Source organism: Priestia sp. FSL W8-0524 (genome assembly GCF_038005965.1).
Classification (GTDB): Bacteria; Bacillota; Bacilli; order Bacillales; family Bacillaceae_H; genus Priestia; species Priestia zanthoxyli.
Window position 1 is genome coordinate 3,702,882 of the sequence record NZ_JBBOUG010000001.1, and the last position, 20,256, is coordinate 3,723,137.

A 20,256-nucleotide genomic window follows, 5' to 3' on the forward strand; every position below is an offset into this window, starting at 1 on the left:
CACTGACTTTATTGATGCGAAGAAATCGACATTATCAATTCCCCTTATTCTACTTAATTCTGCTCAAGATAGAAGTATAGATTTCCTACTATCTTTTAAAAAAGGAGCGGGTAATTATCATATAAAACTATCGGAGTTGGAACGGTACAAGTTCTTTACTTTTTACTTATTCCCTCTCGTTATTTAACCCATAAAAAAAAGAGGCCGTGACGGCCTCTTTTTTTTATACAGTAACAGGTTCAGAACTTGCTTTACGATTCTTTAATTTTTCAACAATGTCACGAGCTACCCACACACCACACGCACTTGCCTGCGCGAGTCCTCGCGTAATACCAGCTCCGTCTCCTCCCACGTATAAACCGGAAATTTCAGTTTCAAACTTATCGTTTAACTTCGGACGGGCGGAGTAAAATTTCGCTTCCACACCGTAAAACAGCGTATGTTCAGATGCTAACCCAGGCGTTACATGATCCAGTGCTTCTGTCATTTCAATTAAGCTTTTCATTGTATTGTATGGAAGCACTAAACCCAAATCACCAGGGACAGCTTCTTTTAACGTTGGTTCTAAAAAGCCTTCTTTAATTCGATTCGTTGTTGAACGGCGCCCCTTTAAAATATCTCCATACTTTTGAACAACTAAGCCTCCGTTTGACAGCATATTAGCTAATCTTGACACTTCGTGCGCATATTCGTTCGGCTGATCAAATGGATCCGAAAATTTATGAGAAACAAGCAGCGCAAAGTTCGTATTTTGACTTCCAAGCTTCGGATCTTTGTATGCGTGTCCATTTGCTAACATAATCCCTGAATGATTCTCTACTACCACATGCCCTGAAGGATTGCTGCAGAACGTTCTGACTCTTGTACCTACAGACGTATTGTAAATAAATTTCCCTTCGTACAAGTGCTTGTTGATTTCTTCCATAACAACGTTAGATGTTTCTACTCGAACACCGATGTCTACTTGATTGTTAATCATTTTCAAACGGCGTTTTTTTAGTAAGTCGCTCATCCACTTCGAGCCGTCTCGACCTGGTGAAACCACGACTTTATCAGCCGTAATTCTGTCACCATTCTTCAATTCAATACCGCGTACGATATGCTGACCATCTTCTTTTTCTGTTATTAAATCGGCTACTTCCGTTTTATACTGCATATCAATTTTTTCTTTTAAGTATTCATAAATGCTTTTTAAAATTTCTAAATTTTGCTCTGTTCCTAAATGACGCACTTGGGCACGCAATAGCTTTAATCCTGCTGCGTATCCGCGTTTTTCAATTTCACGAACTTTATCAGTTAACGGATCCGTAATCGTATCGGTTGCTCCGTGTTTTAAATTAATTTCATCCACGTATTTAATTAAATCTACCACCTGTGATTCAGACAGATAATCCGTCATCCAGCCTCCAAATTCACTGGTGATATTAAACTTCCCGTCTGAATATGCGCCGGCTCCACCGAAACCATTTGTGATAGAACAAGCAGGCAAACAGCCAGCAAACTCTTTTCTGCCAACTGCAGGCGGACATTTTTCAATTTTTTTCTGAAGAATCGGACAATTACGTCGATAGATATCGTGTCCTTTATCGATTAACAAAATAGTTGCTTCCGGTAATTTTAACGTTAGCTCATAGCAAGTAAAAATTCCAGCGGGTCCTGCCCCTACCACAATAACATCATAATTTGAGTTCATTGTACATTCTCCCATCATCTTTTTTCTTTGGGTAAAAGATAAAAGTTATTGACCGAATTTTCTTTTTTTATTATCATTCGGTTATTTTCTAGCCATTTGATAATATATCAAAAACAAACCCTTTAGTCAACAATATACACGAACATTAAAATAAAAAAAAATAAAAAACATTCGTTTTTATTTCAACCAAATAAAAACCAGCGAACGAATAGCAAGCGCTACGAAATGTTCACTGGTTCTTTAATATACGGAAGAGCAATTTCTACTTTTGTTCCTACTCCTACTTTACTCGCAAATGAAATATGCCCTTGATGCTGTTCGATTATTCGGTAGCTAATCATTAATCCTAGCCCAGTTCCTGTTTGTTTGGTGGAATAAAATGGTTCACCTAGCCGAGCTAAAGATTGCTCATCAATTCCACATCCTTCATCCTCGATAATGACCATGCCGTATTCATTTCTTTTCTCAACGGTAACTTTAACTGTACCTTTGCTCATTGACTCAAGCGCATTTTGAATTAAATTAATAAAAACTTGTTTAAGCGCATTTTCTTCACAAAAGATTGTAATCTCATCACTAATCTCATTAATAATACGACAATTTTTATAATTGGCGTGTGTATCTAATAGTAATGTCACGTGACGTATGATTTGATTGAGACTTTTCGGATGGTATGAATTTTCAATTTTAGGCTTGGCCAGCGTTAAAAATTCTTGAATAATGGATTCGACGCGATTCAATTCTTCAAGCATAATATCATTGTATTCTTCATTATACTGTTTCGATGCTTTTAGCAGCTGAATAAACCCTTTAATCGCCGTCATTGGATTACGGATTTCATGTGCTACTCCTGCCGCTAGCTTGCTCACCATTGTAAGCTTTTCAGATTTGCTTGCCATTTCATCATATTTTTTTCGATCCGTTACGTCGCGAATAATATACTGAATGGCATCCTGTCCTTCAAACTTAATTTTGGTTGCCGAAGATTCAATAATGACGACCCCTTTTTTAGTCAATAGTTTCACATCAACACGTGGCCTCACGGACATTCCATTCATCAGCTGAACCATTCGTTCTTTTACAATTTCTAAATGTTCGGGGTGAATAAAGTGAAGCCAAGGACGCCCGATATACTCTTCTTTTTTCTCGCCGCCAAGAAGTTTAACACCAGCGGGATTCAAATATTGAATTCTGCCTTCTCTCGTTACAATAAATGCATCTTGACTCTGCTGGACAAACTGCTTATATTGCTTCATTTTCCGAATGACTTCCTCTTGCTTTTCAATACTTGAGGAAAACTCTTTCCACTGAACAACTAAGAGCGGAATATCTTCTTCCGTGCGCTGAATATGGATATGCATCGGAAACTGCTGATCTACTTTTTTCTTAAGTAAAACAACTTCTTCCTCTTGCTTTCTTAACGGTTCCACTTCATGCTTTTCAATAAAAAAGCGATTTGGCTCTTCAAATACATTACAGGAAAGAAGCCGTTCCTCCGTCGTTTTAAAAAGGTGGCAGCAAGCTTCATTTAAAATTTGAATATCGCCATCCATATTCATTACGAGCATTGGTGTAAATGACATTGAAAATAGCTGTTGAAATACTTTTTCCTTTTCCATATATTCACCTTCGCTTATTGAGTTACTAGCTATAGTATAATATGGTAAATGTTGATTTGGCAAAATTTTTTTATTATTTAAACAATTTATATGTAAGTTTGTCCTTTTCCATCTTTTATAAAAAGCTCGCACATGCGAGCAAATGAGACCTAATCAGCAAAAACAAGTGCAGCCAATGATGATTAATAAAATAAATAGTACAACAATTAATGCAAATGACTGGCCCGTTCCGCAATGATGATAACCGCCAATTGGATAGTGGCAAGTATCATATAGGTGGTGATAGCCTCCGTGATGGCATGGGTCGTAACAATCGTAGTTATACATAGCAATCTCTCCTCTTGTTTTTTTCATTTCGTACACTGTACTTTATATGCGTTAGTTGATTGTCCTGTATGTGCATTCGCCCATTTTTTACTTTCTCTTACGCCATATTCGCCTTTTGGGCTGCAGCGTATACGAAAACAACAAAAGTAAAATACTGCCCATCACCAGTAGCGTAGTAAAATCTTTCATAAACTCAATAATGACCCCTATATACGGGAGATGGTATGCGTAGCTTCCAATCACTTTAAAAGAAGCAGGCAAAGAATTTCTTTGAGCTGTAACCAGTACATCAGGGTCTTGATTATGGGCCAGTACAAGTTCATTCTTTGAAGAAGATGATTCGTCTCTAAAGACAACTATATCTCCGCGATGCAGGTGGTGATAATCCGTTTCTTGAACGGTCACGGTGAAACCAAATAGGCTTGGAACTGTACTAACAAATAAAAATGTAAAGCAAATTGCATAAAGAACAAGTACATATCGAAACGCAGAAAACATACATTTATTGATCATAGGTAATCATCTCAATTCGCTCGGTTACTTTATTTAGCGCGGGGGTAATGTGATTAAATGAAGTAGAGCGCTCTGTAAATTGAATTAAAAGTAGCAGCAGTAAAAAACTTAACATGATTAACCGTAGCATCCGAGCATAAAAATCACGCATGCTCTCACTCCTTTTTTCTATACTAAATTCGGTCGTACAATAAGCCTTCAGTCAATAATTTGATTCAGTATATGCACATAGAGGGCGTTTGGCTCATTGTTTCTTCTTGGAGGTCTCGGGAGTGATCAGTGATCGGCATAAATTATGAGTTTTAGCATATGTTTGGTTACGTATGGAAATGTTTTTATACTCCGACAATAAGGGAGCTGAACATATGGCTAATTATTCCTTTGATCAATATATTAAAAAAGCAATGAAATACGATTTTCTAGCTAACTACTATAAGTATAGTGATCCATCTAAGCATATTCATTATTATCAAAAGCATTTGTACTATATCCAGCAGGCCATCTTAACTTCTTCTGAAAATACGAATTTACGCGTAAATCCGCCGCAAATTCGTATACTTCACGCTTCTCCAGATTCTCCATCTGTAGATATTTATATTAACAACAAACGAGTGATTCGCAACTTAACTTATAAACAAGAAACAGATTATATTGAATTACAAGAACCTGGAAGATACACAATTTCTATTTATCCCGCTGGAGAAACGGGAAGACCTGTTTTAACGGAATCATTTACATTTGAAGGAAACCAAAATTACACGGTAGCGGCGGTAGATGAGCTAAACAAGCTTGATTTATTATTTATCTATGACAATACGGATGTACCAAGTGGAGAAACGAAGCTTCGGTTTGTGCACCTTTCTCCTGATGCTCCTGCTGTGGATATTGCGGCTAGAGGTGGAGACGTCATTTTTTCTGGCGTACAGTTCAAAGAAGTCACAAAATATTTGCCTTTATCCCCCATGCATGTTCAACTTAGTGTGCGCATAGCAGGAACCAAAAATGTAGTACTCGAAATCCCAGCACTGAACCTTCGCCCGAATCGAACATATACGGTATATGCCGTCGGATTTGCTAAAAACCGTCCTGCATTAGAAGCGCTGATTTCCCAAGACCGTTAACAAAAAAAACCTTCCAAATTGGAAGGTTTTTTTTATTCACTGCGCGAAATTAAACGTACGCGAATATCATCATTTTTTAAATCAAACTTTTGTACTTTTACAGCAAAATCACTCTCTAACTTCATCTGCTGTAACGCTACGTATACTGATTCATTCTTTGGATCGATTGTTACCCATTCTGGTAGCGCAAAATTATTATTTACGTATCGAAGCACTGTGCGGACAGGCAGCTGCAGCTTCCCAACAGAAAGTGACTGCTGTTCAAGCACAATATCTCCATTTTTTTGTACGATCGGATCAAATGTCATTCGAATATTAATATCATCGCCGAATACTTGAATCGTTCCGTCTACTCTTACTACATCGGTAAGAGTAATTTTGTAGTTAAGCGGCTGATTCTTAAATTCTTTTTTTAAATATTTATCAATCAGTACATTTAAGTCCGCTTTTTTAGCCAAAATAGTTAGTTCTGCGTCTCCTTCTACTTTTTCAGAGGGAGTTGGATTGACCTTGTCAACCGGTTGAAAAATAAACGCAATAATAAGGATAGCCCCTAGAACATTAATCCCTAATAACGCGATAAATAGGGTTTTCCACTTCTTCATATAACAATCTCCTTACTCGTTCCCACTCTCTTTCGTGTTTTTCTCTTTTTCATCAGATGTAACTTCTTCTGCTGTTTCCTTTTTCTGGTCTCCAACGAGAGGATCTTCTTCCTCCATTGATTTACTAATGCGCTCAGCCATTAGTTTGTACCCTTTTTTATTAGGGTGAAACTCGTCTTTCCCTAATAAATTTACGTCAGAATCATAAAAAATATCATCAATTTTTACATAACTTACATTATCATATTGAGAAGCAATTTTCTCGCTTGCCGCATTCCATTCATTAATAACGACATTAATTTCTTTCACATCACTTAACGATTTAAAGAATGGATTATAAAAACCGATTAAATAAATATGGGCATTAGGATTAAGCTTACGTATGCGTGAAAACACGTCATTTAGACGTTTTTCATATTTTGACTGCTGTGATTCAAACGTCTTAATTGAGATATTGTAAAAGTAATCCCTTACCACTTTCATCACGTCATTGCCGCCAATCGTCAAGAAAACGATGTCTGCTCTTGATACTTCAGCTGCTACTCCCGGCTGATTTAACCTCGCTAATAGCTGATCCGTCCGATTTCCTCTTTTCCCTAGATTCTCTGTTCGTACATTTTGCACTTCATTTTGTTTAGAAAGGTATTTAGTTAAGTATGGTACATAACCGCCTTTTTTAGACTCATCTCCTACTCCTTCAGTTAATGAGTCGCCAATGGCTACAATATCTAAATCTACAGGGAAAAAGCCTTTCGGAATATGCTTTTTAGGTGTTAAATCCACTTCTTTCTGAACGGCTTCTTCTTTATTGTCCGTTGGCAAAAAAGTCGTTGTCGAACAGCTCGCTAACACCACCGCACTCATACTGCTTATCACTATACTTTTCCATTTTCTCATCATAACACCTACTAACTATGCTGTATTCTCGCTGTCACAAGCAATACTGCTTACCGCTCTGAATAACTATATCTTTATATCTTATCATACTATGTCAAGTTGATATTTTACTACGTTTCTTATATATAGTATATGTAAAAAAAAGGATAAGCATGTTTCTTTCATAAAAATATCCGCTCACACATCACTGTAAAGATAGCTGTGTGAGCGGATAGATTTGACGATTTTATAGCTCTTACTGAAGGGTTTTAATATCTTTTATCATATCATCATAAGGAGGATCAGTCACTCCCTGATAAGATTTTTGAACCACTCCATCTTTGTCAATTAGAAAAAAATACGTACCGTGAATAACCTGCGGATCTTCTTGCGGCTTTTTCACAATCATCTTAAATTGATCCAGCGCAAACTTTTCAATTTCCGCTTGTTTATAGCCCGTTAAGAAATCCCAATTCGAAAAATCAGCGCCAAATTTAGTCGCATAGTCCTTCATTTTCTGAGGAGTGTCCACTTCAGGGTCTACGCTAAATGAAACAAAGTGAACGTCCAGGCCTTCATCCTTAGCCATTTTTTGTAATTTAGCCATATGAGCCGTCATTGGGGGACATACGGTTTCGCAGCTTGTGAAGATAAAGTTAGCTACCCAAACGTTCCCTTTCAGCTGACTTAGCCCTACTTTCTTTTGATCTTGGTTAACATAAGAAAAAGAGTCCATCTTCCAATTAAGCGGATTTTCTATTTTGGAACCACAGGCTGTTAACATCATGCAACTAATAAGCAGTAAAAAAAACAATTTATAAGACCAGCTTTTCATATGTTCCTCCTGCACGGTTAAAGTTTAGTCATAGCTAGGGAAAATCAAGATAAACGTTGAACCTTTTCCTGGTATGCTTTCCACTTCAATTCTTCCATTCATTTGTTCCACCAGTTGATAAGAAACCATCAGACCAATCCCTGTTCCTTTTTCTTTTAAAGAATAAAACGCTGTTCCCAGCCGCTTCACTTGTTCACTGGTCATGCCTATACCAGTATCTTCAATTTGAATATGTACATGCCCTTCTCGCTTGTAAAGCCCCACTCGAAGCGTTCCCCCAGCTCTCATGGCTTCAATTCCATTTTTCATAATATTAAGCAGAACTTGATTCAATTCGTTTCGGCTGCCGCGAACATACATCTCTTCTTTTGCGTCTAATTCTATGAGTATATTGTTTGTTAATAAAGCATAAGAAGATAATAAATCTACTAAGCTTGTAATACACTCCAAGCAGTTAATAAAACGATGCTGGTGAACATCCGGCTTGGCTAACGATAAATAGTCATGAATAATCGCTTCTGCTCTGTCCATTTCATTAATCATAAGATGAATGTAACTTAATTCAGTGTTTGAAAGCTTTGTGTTATCTTGAAACAGCTGCAAAAACCCTTTTACCACCGTCATAGGATTTCGAATTTCATGCGCTACAGAAGCAGCTAATTGGCCAATTGCATTCATTTTCTCCGCTCGCTGCAATTCCTTTTGCATCCTCGTTTTTTCCATAATAACTTCCAATTCATCAATCGCTTTGGTAATTCCGTCTTTTGTATGACTGAGATCTGTTTCTACATTCAGGTGTTCTTTTGTTACTGACACTTGATGAAAAAGCTGCTGCAGCCGCTCGGTCATTTCATTAAATCTTGTGTGTACATTCCCTAACTCAGAATCATCTTCGTGTGTCAGCTTCACATCAAATTTCCCTTGACTAACCGCTTGAATTCCTTCTATTAATTCCCCAAGGGGCGACATTAATCGCCTTAGTCCCCAGTCTTGAATCACAATAATGAAGGTAAACAGAAGCGTAAACGCAACGACCAAAGACACAATTAAACGTTTTTGATAGATATAGATAGCGCTTGCATCTACATCTACACCAAGAATAGCCACAACTTTTCCAGAGCTGTTTGTAATAGGCGATAAAACGGTTATCCACGTCCCGAATTCGTCTTTGTATGTAGATGTTACGATATTTTTCTTTTTTCGTTCTGCTTCCTTAAATGATTTGTAAAATTCTTCTCCCCCATAATAAATCATGGACGGCTCTAGCGATTGCTTAATTTTCTTATTCGCTGTTACGATAATCTTATTTCCATGCGATTTAAATTTTTCGGTCGTCATAATATATCCCTGCAAGTACGACGGATGCAATTCATAAATCTTTCTGAACTGCTTTTCTAGCTCGTCTTTTTCAGGAATCGGCCCGTTCCTTGAATCCACTGCTGCTATTACGTCTTGTTTAGATAAAGACTCCCTCCATAAATCGGCCATAATTAACACATGCTGCGTTAACGTCTCTTTTGCCATTTTTTTTTGAACTTGATAGCTAATGGCTAAAGAAATGACTCCAAGGGCAACTACAATTAAAGTAGAAAATAAAACCGTTTTGTTAAACACACTCAAATTTCGAATATATTTTTTCATCGGTATACTCCGGATTCAAAAGAATAGTAACCAGCACAGCATTCGCTGGTAGAAAGTTGATTCTATTATATCACACGTTCGTCCACTTCTCTTTCTCCTTTTTCCAAAAAAGAGAAAGCCAAAAAAGTGACTTGCAAAAAGCAACTCACTTTATTCAGCAAAATACATAAAACCAATTGCACCAATACCCGTATGCGTCGAGATAATAGGCGTCGTATCTTCAATCGAAAATTGCGTATAGCCTCTTGCCTTCACGATTGATTCTTTTAGCTTAGAAGCGAGCCCAAGTCCATCTGCATGTACAAGCCCTACTCCTTTAATACTTTTTCCTTCTGTATGCTCTTCGAACTGCTTCGTTAAAAACTTAACAATTTGAGAATGACTGCGCACTTTAGCAACAGGAGTGTATACTCCGTCAGCTAGGGAAGCAATTGGCTTAATATTTAAAAGAGAACCGATTAGCCCTTTTCCACGTCCAATACGTCCACCTTTAACCAAATTTTCAAGCGTATCGACTACGACAAAAAGATTCGTATTTTGACGCACCTCTTCCAAGCGCGCGACAATTTCTTCTACCGTATGCCCCTCTTCAATCATTTTCACCGCTTCAAAGACTTGAAACGAAAGAGCTTTTGTAATGTACATAGAATCGACAACGGTGATATTTCCTTCCACCATTTGAGCCGCGCTTTCAGCTGCTCGAACGGTTCCGCTCATTCCTCCAGTCATATGAATGGAAATGACGTCATACCCTTCACTCACTAATCGTTCATATACTTCAACAAAAGAACCAATAGCCGGCTGAGAGCTTTTTGGTAATTCTTTTGAATTTTTCATTTTTTCAATAAAATCTGTCGGCGTTAATTCCACGCGATCCAAATATGTTTCATTATCAATATTAATACATAAAGGTATCATCTCAATACCGTATTTTTCAGCTTCTTCCAACGTTAAATCAATTGTTGAATCCGTTACCACTTTAATTTTCGACATGTGTTCACCCCTACAAGATGCATTGCAAACTAGTATAACATGAACGCTTACAACAATATAGTTATAATAGAATGCAAGTTTTGCTAATTCGTAAAATGCATGTTCAACCTTTTAGATCAACAAAAAAAGTTGACTCTGCTGAAATATTCAGAAAAGTCAACTTTTACGTTTATGCATTATGCTTTAATACATGAGACTTAAAGAGCTGTTCGTAATCTTTCCATTTCAGCACGCGTTTTAAATATTCTTGAAACGAGTAGGTTTGCTTCGGAACTGATTCGTTCGTGATTTGTCTAATAAATAAATCAAGTTTTGCAGATAACATGAACCGAAACGTGCTATTTTCCTCTAAAACTGGAATTTCAGTAATTTTTACTTTTTGACCACTGACATGTTTAAATTCAAGGCTTTTTAATAGCAAGGCGATCAACCCTCTTTTTACCCGTTTATTTTATTATAATGCTTGAGGTACTTTCTGTCTTGATAAAATAAAAAGAAAACACAAATATTTTTTAAAATAAAAATGCTTCATCAACTTATTCGACAGTTGATGAAGCATTCCTTTTTAAAACGACCTTCTATTTAAATAAACAAGTGAAACAAGTTGCTTTCTTTATTAATTTCTGTGTAAGGAAATCCTTTTTTATCCATACGATTAATTAGTGGATAATAATCTTCTTTATGCTTAAGCTCGATTCCCACAAGTGCAGGCCCGCTGTCTTTGTTATTCTTTTTCGTATACTCAAAGCGCGAAATATCGTCTGTCGGTCCAAGCACTTCGTCTAAAAATTCACGAAGAGCTCCTGCGCGCTGAGGGAAGTTAACGATAAAATAATGCTGTAATCCTTCATAAATCATCGAACGTTCTTTGATTTCTTGCATACGTCCAATGTCATTGTTGCCTCCGCTGATGACGCAAACAACCGTTTTTCCTTTAATTTGCTCACGGTATGAGTCAAGAGCAGCAATCGAAAGAGCTCCTGCTGGTTCTGCTACAATCGCATTTTCATTGTATAGAGATAAAATGGTTGTGCAAACCTTGCCTTCAGGAACAACTACAATATCGTCCACAAGCTCTTTACTGATGTCATACGGAAGCGTTCCAACTGTTTTAACAGCCGCTCCGTCTACAAATGGATCGATTGCCGGTAGCGTCACTACATTTCCATTTGCTAAAGATGTCTGCATACCAGGCGCGCCTGCTGGTTCTACCCCAATCACAGCTGTTTGAGGCGAGATGCTTTTTACGTATGTGCCGACACCGGAAATTAATCCGCCCCCGCCGATACCCGCAAATACGTAGTCAATTTCATCTTCACAGTCATTGAACATTTCAACGGCTACTGTACCCTGTCCTGCAATAACGTCTACATCATTAAATGGATGAATAAATGTTCGATGCTCCTCTTCACTGCATGCAATAGCTTGTTCATAAGAATCATCAAACGTATCTCCGATTAGTACGACCTTTACGTTATCTTTGCCTAGAAATTTCACTTGATTAATTTTTTGGCGTGGCGTTGTGCTCGGCATAAAGATTTTACCATCGATATTTAAATGACGGCACGCATATGCTACACCTTGTGCGTGGTTTCCTGCACTTGCACAGGCAATTCCATTTTCTAATTCTTCTGGGGATAACTTTTTGATTCGATTGTACGCACCGCGGATTTTAAATGAGCGCACCACCTGTAAATCCTCACGTTTTAAATAGATATTACATTCATATCGTTCAGACAAAACGTCATTACGCTGTAGTGGTGTATGCACAACAACATCTTTAATCAATTGATTTGCAATCATGATGTCCTCTAAATGTACGTGTTTTGTTCGATTATCTACTTGTTGTTTCATAACCAACTTCCTTCCTCTTCTACCATTATTAATTTGTACATTATATCACATAAAATTTAGAAAAATCATTATTTTTCATTAATAATGACTAAAAAAACTTTTCCAACTATTTTACTGTCCACATACTTTACATATGTTTAGCAAACGCTAAATAGACTTACAAAATTGCCCATACTTTCTACATGCAGCTGATGCTATAACAGGTATAAATTAAGAAAGGTTGTGGAATAAATGGAGTTTTCACTTCAAAGTTATGAAAGTGCCATTCCATGCGAAGTAACGGCAGATGAAGAAAACGGTAGATATATGCTTCGCAAAGCAGATACAAGCGGAGAAGTTTTTAATACACCAAGCGAGCTGATTCAATGGATTGAAGCAAACTGGAGCGCTGAACAGTTTGTTAGCACAGCCGCTTTTCACGAAATGATGAAGCAATTAAAATCAATATAAAAAGAGATTGAGACATAACGAAATAGCCCCCACCTAAAGACGTCTAATATGAATCGGTTTTTACACCGCAGTTGATTTCCGTGCAAGACTTCGCTTTCCGCGGGCGGTGAGCCTCCTCATTGCTTCCGCTCCCGCCTGAGTCTTCGCCTTGCCCTCCAATCAACTGCTAAAAGCACCTACAGACATGAAACCTACGTTCACCATCACAAAGAAAGATCCGAACGATGAATCGTTCGGATCTTTCTTCAACTACCATACTTTTGTCCCAGACTCGCATTTTTTTAATAAGGGAAATCAGCTTCGCTCGTATACGGTAAAATAATACGTGTAGGGATTTTTTTCATCTTTAATTCCTTGCTGCTTCGAAATAACTTTCCATTCGCTCAAATCAATCGCAGGAAAATGTGTATCGCCGTCAAAAGATTCTTCAATATGCGTAATATAAAGTCGGTTTGCAACGTCTAATGTTTGCTTATACAGAGTAGCTCCACCAATCACAAAGAGCTCGTCTTCTTTTTCAGCATCTAATGCTTCTAGTTCCTCAACTGAATGAATAACGGTTGCTCCTTCTTGCTGATAATCTTTTTGACGCGTAAGAACCACATTTTCGCGATTAGGGAGCGGTCGTCCAATTGATTCAAATGTTTTTCTTCCCATTACAATCGTATGACTCGTTGTGATGCGCTTGAAATACTTTAAATCTTCCGGAAGACGCCATGGCAAATCATTCTCTTTACCGATCAGCCTATTTTGATCCATTGCGACAATGAGGGAAATCATACGCTCACAGCTCCTTTAATGTGAGGATGCGCATTATAATCTACTAATTCAAAGTCTTCAAATTTAAAGTCAAAAATTGATTTTACGTCTGGATTGATTTTCATTTTTGGTAATGCATGAGGCTCGCGCGTCAACTGCAGGTTTACTTGTTCGATGTGATTGCTGTAGATATGCGCATCACCAAACGTATGAACAAAATCACCTGGCTCTAAATCACACACTTGTGCCACCATCATTGTAAGCAGCGCATATGAAGCTATATTAAACGGTACGCCTAGGAAAATATCAGCTGAGCGCTGATACAATTGACAAGACAATTTGCCGTCCGCTACATAAAACTGAAATAAGCAGTGACAAGGCGGCAAAGCCATATTGTCTACATCAGATACATTCCAGGCGCTTACCATTAAGCGGCGCGAATCAGGATTGTTTTTGATTTGATTAATAACATTTGTAATTTGATCAATTTTTTCGCCGTCCGGCGTTGGCCATGAACGCCACTGATGACCATATACAGGGCCAAGCTCGCCGTTTTCATCCGCCCATTCATTCCAAATGCGCACGCCGTTATCTTGTAAATACTTAACGTTTGTATCTCCTTGTAAAAACCAAAGCAGTTCATGAATAATTGATTTCAAATGAAGTTTTTTTGTCGTTAATACCGGGAAACCTTCTTGTAAATTAAAACGCATTTGATAGCCAAATGTGCTAATTGTACCTGTTCCTGTCCGATCTTCTTTTTTTGTTCCATTTGCTAACACATGCTCGCAAAGTTCAAGATATTGTTTCACTTCCGACACTTCCTTTATTAAAAAGTCCTTTTCTATTGTATAAGTGTTCACGGGCTAAGTAAACAACTAAATCTCAGCTCATATAGAAAAGTTCTTTATCATGTAGGTACGCGATTTCCCCGAAAAAAAAACGAGAATGAGACCTAATGAAACCTACGTTTACCATGACCATAAAAAAATCCGAACGAATTTCATTCTCTCTCAAGAATCTCGATTCATCGTTCGGATCTTCCTTCGGCTAAACTACTTTTTAACAGCTTAGTCTTTGTTAATTAAATACAATTGTGCGGTTTTCATGCACTAAAATGCGGTCTTCTAAGTGCCATTTCACAGCGCGTGCAAGCACCGTACGTTCAATTAAGCGGCCTTTTTTCTTTAAGTCATCCGCATCATCACGGTGATTCACGCGTTCAATATCTTGTTCAATAATTGGTCCTTCATCCAAGTCGTCCGTTACATAGTGAGACGTAGCACCAATTAATTTTACGCCTCGTTGATATGCACGTTCATATGGACGTGCTCCAATGAATGCCGGTAAGAATGAATGGTGAATATTAATAATGCGATACGGATTTTCAGCCACAAAGGTCGGCGTTAAAATTTGCATATAACGCGCTAAAATAATTACATCAATATCATAATCTTTTAATACTTGAAGCTGTTTTGCTTCTGCTTCTTGACGAATGTCTTTTGTCGCTGGTATATGCTTAAATGGAATGCCAAACGATTCAACTACTTCGCGCGCATCTTCGTGATTGCTTACAACGACAGCGATGTCTGTCATCAAGTCTCCGCTTTCCCACGCCCACAGCAGCTCTAGCAGACAGTGAGGCTCTTTTGACACAAAAATAGCTGTTTTTTTCAAATTATGAGCATATGTAAACTGCCAGTTCATCGAAAATGTATCGGCAATCTTTTTGAAGCTTTCTTCTAGCTTTACTTCTTTAGCTAATAAATCCTCACATTCAAATTCGAAACGGATAAAAAACATGCCGCCTTCATGGTTTGTTGAATGTTGACTTGATTCTACAATATTTGCACCGTGCTCATGTAAAAACGTAGACACAGCGGCTACAATACCCGGTTTGTCCGGACAGCTAATTAGCAGCCGACCTCGGTTTTTATATTTCTCTTTATATGAAGTTAAATGTTTTTGAATATGCGATTTCATGTAATTCCCTCTCTTTTTTTAAATATACAGACAATTGTACCATTATCCTTGTAGCGATGCGACATTGAAATAAGGCTTTGACAAAAGAAAGCCGAAACGTTTGCTTCGGCTTTCGTATTTGTTGTTCTACCATCTACTCCATCAAATCGTTCATTCACTGATCTTTACGTTCTACACATACATAAAATGAGTGTTTCCTAAAGTGCTGCCGCTCATCCCCTTAGCTTCCTGCTTTAGAATTAACCATAAAAAAGCCGCTAGTACAACACCAGCGGCTTTTCCTTATTATTGCACGGCTTTTTCACTCACTTCATGCAAAGCATTTCTCACCGTACCATATTCACTTGCGTGAGGACGATCTCCGTCATCTTCGTATCCGTAGTCAAACATTCGATTTCGATTTAACGTTAACTTCGTAATCGTTGGACGCAACAAATCAAATAATTCAAATCGTTTTTTCAAATGTGGAAATGATGCTTGATAATGCAAGATTTCTGCTCGTACACTTTTCCAAAAGTCCTCTTCTTCTACACCTTCATGCTCTTCTAAGATGCTTGCTAAATAGCGGAAGTGACAAACAAATAACCCTGTTAAAATAAACTGCGTCAATCCTTCCGGCTCTTCGCTGCGCAGCACTTCTTTTAATTCAAAAGATAGCTGCTGCAATTCTTCAAACGGCTGATCGCTAATATTCACGTCGTCTACAAAATCTTTCATAATAATTCGAACCGGCTTGTTGTTTTTAAGAACCAGTACCGTATTTTGACCGTGCGGGGAAAATACAGTGCCGTATTGATACAAGTAATGAAGTAGTGGCGGCAACACAGCGCTGGTTAGCGCATTAATCCACTCGTTAGGAGTTAAGCCTGACTTTTCAATATATGACGAAACTAAAGCCTTCCCTTGACCGTCAACATGTAATAGCGCAGCTAGCGTAATCGCATGCTCTCCTTCTTCTAGCTCTTGATAAATGCTTTCACGCCAAACGACTCCAAGCATCTCTAGATACTGATAAGGCGCATTTTTAATAGAAGCGAACGTCGGCTGAGTGACGTTTAACGTAGCCACTTCTCCTAAAAGTCCTACTTTGCACGTATCTTTTAAAAACGTATCACGATCTCTTATACCTTTTATATGCTGAGTGACTTGAGGAGCAATGACCGTCCTCTCACTTGGAAGGCCTCTGTACACAAGCGTATTTAATATACTCATTGGAAGCTTTACGTGATACTTATCTCGATTTGTTGTATTCACAAATGTACGAATCGACTGCTGAGGCAAGTATTGATCCTGCCCTTCTCCTAAAGGAACAATTAAATTATTTGCAATGTATTCAGCGAATAAAGGAACAATTACGTTCAGCCACTGCCATTCATGGACAGGAATATAATAATAGTCCGCAGGTAAAAGACTTTGGCTTGTTAACTCTTTTTCAAATTCAGCTAGCGTCTCAGCGCTTAACTCCTTCTTCATGACATCATCAAAACCAAGGGTATCCAACGAATGAAATGAAGCAATTTGCTTCTCTACAGCAATCCATGAAAGCTGAATTTCTTGTTTTTGCTCGGGCGCAAACCGAAGATAGTCATCATAACCAAACCCTATGCGCCCTTTATTATACGTAATCCAAGGATGCCCCGTCATTTCACCTTCTAGCTCTGCATAATCCATATCTGCTAATTCATCAGCTGATTTTCGATTTTGCAAATGCAAATCTGCTACTAATGTATGAAAATATTCTTTTGCTAAGTGGCCTGCAGTTGAGCTAGACATTCCTTTGTCTTCAGATAAGCTAATTAACAGCTGCAGTGCTTCTGAAAATGTGGGGTTTGACGTTTGAGATGTTAGTTTAATACTTTCTGGCAGTACAGAAAAACTATCAAACATTCGCTGTTTCGCTTGATATGTATACGTAACGCCCCGATGGTCTTCCCATTGATACATAGCAATCGCACCCTGTTTTTGCAGTTGTTTCGGCTCAATAATATGTTCATACATGAATTCCTGCAGCATTTTAGCTAAAAGCTGTCGATTTGCTTTTTCCCATGATTGCTTATTAAATACAGAAAGATTCGTTTCTTTGATTTTCATCCTTCATTCTCCTCGTATATTATATTTAAGCCCTATTTAGGAGCTAAGATCTGTTTCCATATTAATTAATAAACTAAATAACATATTACTTGGACGTCTCAAGATATTTCTAGATAATGATCATAGGATCATTTGGGACAATTCTTCTTTCTCCTGTGGATTAACCACAATGTAAGACTGTTTCTCAGTGAACGCGCGGGACTCCCTACTCGCAGGCTGAGCAGCCTGTCATTCGAACCTAGAGGGTAGTAGCTCTATGGCGGCTTTCGAATGCAGGGGAAGCTCTGATACACGAGGTTGTTGGTCGGCGTACACACTAGAGATATCTCGAGACGTCCAAGGAAATGCCAAGTGATTCTAAATCGAAAGGAGGTCTCTCCCGTGAGATTATTTGTTGGTTTAGATGTAAGTTCGTTTGATATGAAAGTATGCATTTTAAATGGTGAAGGAGAAAAGCTGAATGCCTTTACCGTCACCAATGACTTACCAGGCGCGACGTTGCTTAAAGAGCGTTTATTGGACTGCATAGGCGATCAAGAAGTTGACGTCTTAAAGATTGGCTTAGAATCTACATCGGTCTATAGTTTTCACCCGTCGATGTTTCTCCATCATGATGAAGACTTAAAAGTCTTCGGTGCCAAGGTGTTTGTCATGAACCCTAAACAAATAGCTAATTTTAAGAAAAGCTATTCGGACATGAACAAAACAGATGAAATCGATGCCTTTATCATTGCGGATTACTTACGTTTTGGACGTAACCAGATGTCAGTGGTCAAAGAAAGCCAATACGTGGCCTTACAACAACTGACTCGGTCCCGTTACCAACTCATTCGTATGATGACAAAAGAAAAGCAGCATTTTCTTCAACACCTAAGCTATAAGTGTAATACTTTCTCTCAAGAAGTAGACTCCTCGGTCTTCGGTAACGCAATGATGGAGCTTTTCTTAGAGAAATACAGCTTGGAAGAACTAGCCCACCTACCACTGGAGGAACTAGCAGCATTCCTTCAAGAGAAAGGGAAAAACCGATTTGGTGACCCGAAATGTGTGGCAACCTCCATTCAGAAAGCCGTGCGATCTTCGTATCGCTTGGACAAGGTAGTGGAAGATTCCATGGATGTGATACTTGGGACCTCGATCGAGGTCATTCGCACCTTCCAAAAGCAGATAAAAGAAATTGACAAAGCGATCAAAAAACTGATGGCTGGATTGACACACACGCTTGAATCCATCCCTGGAATTGGTCCCGTATTCGCTGCGGGTATCATAGCTGAAATTGGCCAAATAGACCGGTTTGATGATGAAGCTAAAGTAGCAAAATACGCAGGTCTATACTGGCGAAAGCATCAGTCTGGGCGCTTTACTGCCGAAGACACGTCCCTATCACGTAACGGTAACCACTACTTGCGATATTACTTAGTTGAAGCCGCCAACTCCGTACGAAAGCAAGTTCCAGATTACCGGGATTACTACGTGAAAAAGTACAGTGAAGTACCAAAACATCAACACAAACGTGCACTCGTTCTAACCGCAAGAAAACTCGTGCGATTGGTGGATGCGCTACTACGCAGTCACCAACTCTTTACGCCAGAAAGGGGCGTGAAAATATGACATAAAACTTGTCATCGCTACCTTTCAAATATTTTCCAGTAAATAACATTCGTTACTGGTCTAGTTTCGTGATGCTTTTTTTAAGTAAATTGCCCTTTGATAACTTTACGTTCTTTCATTTTTCAGTTGACATACTACCGCAGGTCTTTACTTGTCTTAGAATAGGGATTGTTTTATTACGCAGCGGCATTACAGCGCTAGCAGCTAGCAAAGCAGCTGCTCCCGCTACTAAAGGAAATGCCAAATCCACTTTGCTGATTTCTAATGCTAAAATCGGTGCAATCAGCAGAGCGATATTTTGAACAGCAATAAGCCAGCTGTAATAGTAAGCAGCCGCTTCTTTACTTTTTCGAAATAAATAGATATCCAGTATAACCATGCTGAGATAAAACCCGGCTCCATATAAAATTCGGCTGATAATAAACACGCTGAGATGATTAGCATATGCCTGCAAACACAGCACCAAAACACTAGCACCCGTTATGCCATAAAAAAGCGGTATAACGTTGCCGTTCAATAGTTTGGTAGGTACCGTAAGCTTTAAGACAATCGCCATAATACTCGGCATCGCATACAGCAAAGCGCTGCCTTGACTGCTCATGCCATATGTTTCATGTGTAAACAATGTAAAATAAGGGCGAATGACATTGTGCCCAAGGTAAAAAAAGAAAATCGCCAGCAAATAAAAAAAGATGGGCTCGTTTATGCTTTGAATGGATGGCGTTTTTTCTGCTTTTAAAGGTAATGCTTTTCTTGTTAAGAGCCATACGGCCAGTACCATATCAATTAAAGCAAAGTATTGATATACGTTAAGCGGCATTTCCCATGCAATAACCGTACTTCCAAACAAGCTAGCGACAATAATAGCCGTATGAACAATAAATACATACGTTGTTGCAGCACTTGCCTTTTTCTGTCCTTTTTTCATGTGGCCTACTAAATAGGGGTACAAAAGATATAAACTGCTTTGAAATAGGAGCAGCACTAAGGAAGTAGCTAAAAATTCATAAAAAGTAGAAACTTCGCTCAAAATGACTTTAATTAAGGCCGTCATTAAAAGTGACGTTACAACTACATATTTTACGTTCCATTTCTTAAACAGCATTCCCCATAAAGGTGTCATAACAATGACCACAATCCGGCAGCAAATAATGAAAAAAGACGTCATCGCCACTCCATCTACATGAAATGCATGTGTAAAATACTGTGGATAAAATGGTGATAATAATACTTCTGACGTCATGGTCATAAACAAGCAGATAAAAACAAAACGCGCGGAAATCAT

General features: G+C 38.4%; 20 protein-coding genes. 3 read left to right on the forward strand and 17 right to left on the reverse strand.

All coding sequences use genetic code 11. The features are described from left to right. Positions 1 to 223: 223 nt before the first annotated feature. The 5 genes from NST66_RS19450 to NST66_RS19470 all read right to left on the reverse strand — a co-directional run bounded on the left by NST66_RS19450 (position 224) and on the right by NST66_RS19470 (position 4,303). On the reverse strand, positions 224 to 1,693 hold the full coding sequence (locus tag NST66_RS19450; protein WP_155007690.1) for an NAD(P)/FAD-dependent oxidoreductase: 1,470 nt from the start codon (positions 1,691 to 1,693) through the stop codon (positions 224 to 226). 218 nt (positions 1,694 to 1,911) lie between these two features. Continuing rightward, positions 1,912 to 3,312: an ATP-binding protein gene (locus tag NST66_RS19455; protein WP_028415123.1), complete on the reverse strand. Its 1,401-nt coding sequence runs from the start codon at positions 3,310 to 3,312 to the stop codon at positions 1,912 to 1,914. 153 nt (positions 3,313 to 3,465) lie between these two features. Further along, complete coding sequence (locus NST66_RS19460; protein WP_080518349.1) at positions 3,466 to 3,639, reverse strand: YjcZ family sporulation protein; 174 nt, start codon at positions 3,637 to 3,639, stop codon at positions 3,466 to 3,468. A gap of 87 nt (positions 3,640 to 3,726) precedes the next feature. Then, positions 3,727 to 4,152, reverse strand: a complete 426-nt coding sequence (locus NST66_RS19465) for a hypothetical protein (RefSeq protein WP_230624675.1) — start codon at positions 4,150 to 4,152, stop codon at positions 3,727 to 3,729. Beyond that, entirely contained in the window at positions 4,142 to 4,303 is a 162-nt protein-coding gene (locus NST66_RS19470) for a hypothetical protein (RefSeq protein ID WP_168761226.1), read from the reverse strand. The genes NST66_RS19465 and NST66_RS19470 overlap by 11 nt, the downstream gene beginning before the upstream one ends. A gap of 214 nt (positions 4,304 to 4,517) precedes the next feature. On the opposite strand from NST66_RS19470, the gene NST66_RS19475 reads away from it, so the two are divergent. Next, a complete protein-coding gene (locus tag NST66_RS19475) occupies positions 4,518 to 5,273 on the forward strand; it encodes a DUF4397 domain-containing protein (protein WP_014458542.1) in 756 nt (251 codons plus the stop codon). 32 nt (positions 5,274 to 5,305) lie between these two features. Here the strand turns inward: NST66_RS19475 and NST66_RS19480 are convergent, their stop codons facing one another. The 7 genes from NST66_RS19480 to ilvA form a co-directional block, all read right to left on the reverse strand. Further along, positions 5,306 to 5,878 carry a YpmS family protein gene (locus NST66_RS19480; RefSeq protein ID WP_028415126.1) on the reverse strand — a complete coding sequence of 191 codons (573 nt, stop codon included), beginning with the start codon at positions 5,876 to 5,878 and terminating at the stop codon, positions 5,306 to 5,308. A gap of 12 nt (positions 5,879 to 5,890) precedes the next feature. Next, positions 5,891 to 6,775: an SGNH/GDSL hydrolase family protein gene (locus NST66_RS19485; protein ID WP_014458541.1), complete on the reverse strand. Its 885-nt coding sequence runs from the start codon at positions 6,773 to 6,775 to the stop codon at positions 5,891 to 5,893. A 235-nt stretch (positions 6,776 to 7,010) separates the two neighbouring features. After that, entirely contained in the window at positions 7,011 to 7,589 is a 579-nt protein-coding gene (locus NST66_RS19490) for an SCO family protein (RefSeq protein ID WP_033579851.1), read from the reverse strand. A gap of 24 nt (positions 7,590 to 7,613) precedes the next feature. Continuing rightward, positions 7,614 to 9,230, reverse strand: a complete 1,617-nt coding sequence (locus NST66_RS19495; RefSeq protein WP_033579850.1) for an ATP-binding protein — start codon at positions 9,228 to 9,230, stop codon at positions 7,614 to 7,616. Positions 9,231 to 9,380: 150 nt separating this feature from the next. After that, positions 9,381 to 10,223, reverse strand: coding sequence for a DegV family protein (locus NST66_RS19500; RefSeq protein WP_028415129.1), 843 nt, complete (start codon positions 10,221 to 10,223; stop codon positions 9,381 to 9,383). Positions 10,224 to 10,392: 169 nt separating this feature from the next. Then, a complete protein-coding gene (locus NST66_RS19505; protein ID WP_013058743.1) occupies positions 10,393 to 10,644 on the reverse strand; it encodes a YpmP family protein in 252 nt (83 codons plus the stop codon). Between the two features lie 161 nt (positions 10,645 to 10,805). Further along, positions 10,806 to 12,077, reverse strand: a complete 1,272-nt coding sequence (gene ilvA, locus NST66_RS19510; RefSeq protein WP_013084697.1) for a threonine ammonia-lyase IlvA — start codon at positions 12,075 to 12,077, stop codon at positions 10,806 to 10,808. Between the two features lie 231 nt (positions 12,078 to 12,308). Between ilvA and NST66_RS19515 the strand changes: the two genes are divergently transcribed. Continuing rightward, the gene (locus NST66_RS19515; RefSeq protein WP_155007689.1) at positions 12,309 to 12,527 is read left to right on the forward strand and encodes a hypothetical protein; all 219 of its coding nucleotides are present in this window, start codon (positions 12,309 to 12,311) and stop codon (positions 12,525 to 12,527) included. Between the two features lie 294 nt (positions 12,528 to 12,821). On the opposite strand, the gene NST66_RS19520 is transcribed toward NST66_RS19515, so the two are convergent. The 4 genes from NST66_RS19520 to NST66_RS19535 form a co-directional block, all read right to left on the reverse strand. Next, positions 12,822 to 13,307, reverse strand: a complete 486-nt coding sequence (locus NST66_RS19520; RefSeq protein WP_155007688.1) for a dihydrofolate reductase — start codon at positions 13,305 to 13,307, stop codon at positions 12,822 to 12,824. After that, a complete protein-coding gene (locus tag NST66_RS19525) occupies positions 13,304 to 14,098 on the reverse strand; it encodes a thymidylate synthase (protein WP_013058746.1) in 795 nt (264 codons plus the stop codon). The genes NST66_RS19520 and NST66_RS19525 overlap by 4 nt, the downstream gene beginning before the upstream one ends. Positions 14,099 to 14,366: 268 nt before the next feature. Then, positions 14,367 to 15,269: a formyltetrahydrofolate deformylase gene (gene purU / locus NST66_RS19530; protein WP_028415133.1), complete on the reverse strand. Its 903-nt coding sequence runs from the start codon at positions 15,267 to 15,269 to the stop codon at positions 14,367 to 14,369. A 285-nt stretch (positions 15,270 to 15,554) separates the two neighbouring features. Then, on the reverse strand, positions 15,555 to 17,360 hold the full coding sequence (locus NST66_RS19535; protein ID WP_033579849.1) for an IucA/IucC family protein: 1,806 nt from the start codon (positions 17,358 to 17,360) through the stop codon (positions 15,555 to 15,557). A gap of 381 nt (positions 17,361 to 17,741) precedes the next feature. Here NST66_RS19535 and NST66_RS19540 point away from each other — a divergent pair, with 381 nt between their 5' ends. Continuing rightward, complete coding sequence (locus NST66_RS19540) at positions 17,742 to 18,971, forward strand: IS110 family transposase (protein WP_050691787.1); 1,230 nt, start codon at positions 17,742 to 17,744, stop codon at positions 18,969 to 18,971. A gap of 115 nt (positions 18,972 to 19,086) precedes the next feature. On the opposite strand, the gene NST66_RS19545 is transcribed toward NST66_RS19540, so the two are convergent. Continuing rightward, positions 19,087 to 20,256, reverse strand: a complete 1,170-nt coding sequence (locus tag NST66_RS19545) for an MFS transporter (RefSeq protein ID WP_340843653.1) — start codon at positions 20,254 to 20,256, stop codon at positions 19,087 to 19,089.